The 1,080-nt window shown below is 40.2% G+C and carries 1 protein-coding gene; it reads right to left on the reverse strand.

Going from position 1 to position 1,080, the window contains the following annotated elements:
- Positions 1-1,007: IS110 family RNA-guided transposase (locus tag ACWU4D_RS19580; RefSeq protein WP_456053124.1), on the reverse strand; the 1,007-nt coding region annotated here is incomplete at its 3' end.
- Positions 1,008-1,080: the final 73 nt, after the last annotated feature.

Consider the following 1,080-nt stretch of genomic DNA (forward strand, 5'->3'; position numbering starts at 1 on the left):
TCAGTATCATTTTTTATTAATGCAAATGCCGTTCTGACATTTTTATTGGCTAACGCAACAGCCGCACACTTTTTTCCACGCCTATCGATCAGCCCTTTTAACCAGCTTTCTTTATTCGTTCTCGGCTCTCGCTTATTCACTTGTTGAACCACTGACATCGCCCCTGTAATAAGTAAGCTTCTCAGGCTAGTGTTCTTACGTTTACCAATTGTACCGAGTTTTACTTTACCGCCGGAGCTATGCTGCATGGGGGTTAAACCAATACAAGCGGATAAATCACGACCATGCTTAAACTCACCAAATTCTTCGTTAGAAATATTGATGTACAGGTAGATGGCATTTAGAAAACCAATACCTTCTATCTTCAATAATTTCCGACAATCTGGTGTATTTGATATCCAATCTTCCAAGGCTCGGTTATAACTATTCAGCGTTAAACTAACATGTCGATATAGCGCTAATGATTGACTGAGCATTTCCCTAAAAATGGCACTAAATCCATTTTCAGCATCTTCTAACACTAGCTCAATAGAAGAAATCAACTGGCTTTCACCATGACCGACGGAAATATTAAACTCTCTAAGCAACCCACCTAGTTGATTTTTCAAAGCTGTTTTCTGTTTAATACATTGCTCTCGCAAACGGAGTATTGCTTGCGCTTGCTGTTGTTGTGGCGTTTTACTGCTGACAAAATTAATGTCGGGTAGCAGGCTGGCCTGAACTATTGCTAATGCATCATTTTTGTCTGTTTTTTGATTCTGACGTATCGCCATAACCAAACGTGTCGATATTAATTTAGCCTCGTGACCGACTGAACGACAATACTGCACCCAATAATTAGAGCCGCTACATGACTCGAATACGACCTTACATGGTGTGTGTTGATGTAGGAATTCACTGAATTGCTGAGGTGTCAGTTCCTTATTGGATTGCACCTTTTTATTGGTGTAAATACACACTTGAATAGCTTTGGTGCCTAAATCAACGCCGATAATTGTCGTATTCATCGTCTTCTCCCAGACTCATTTGCCACCTTTAAGGTTAGCTTCGTATTAGAGCGGGAGTCCAATTATCTTGTTA

This window comes from Vibrio phycocola, from assembly GCF_053850235.1.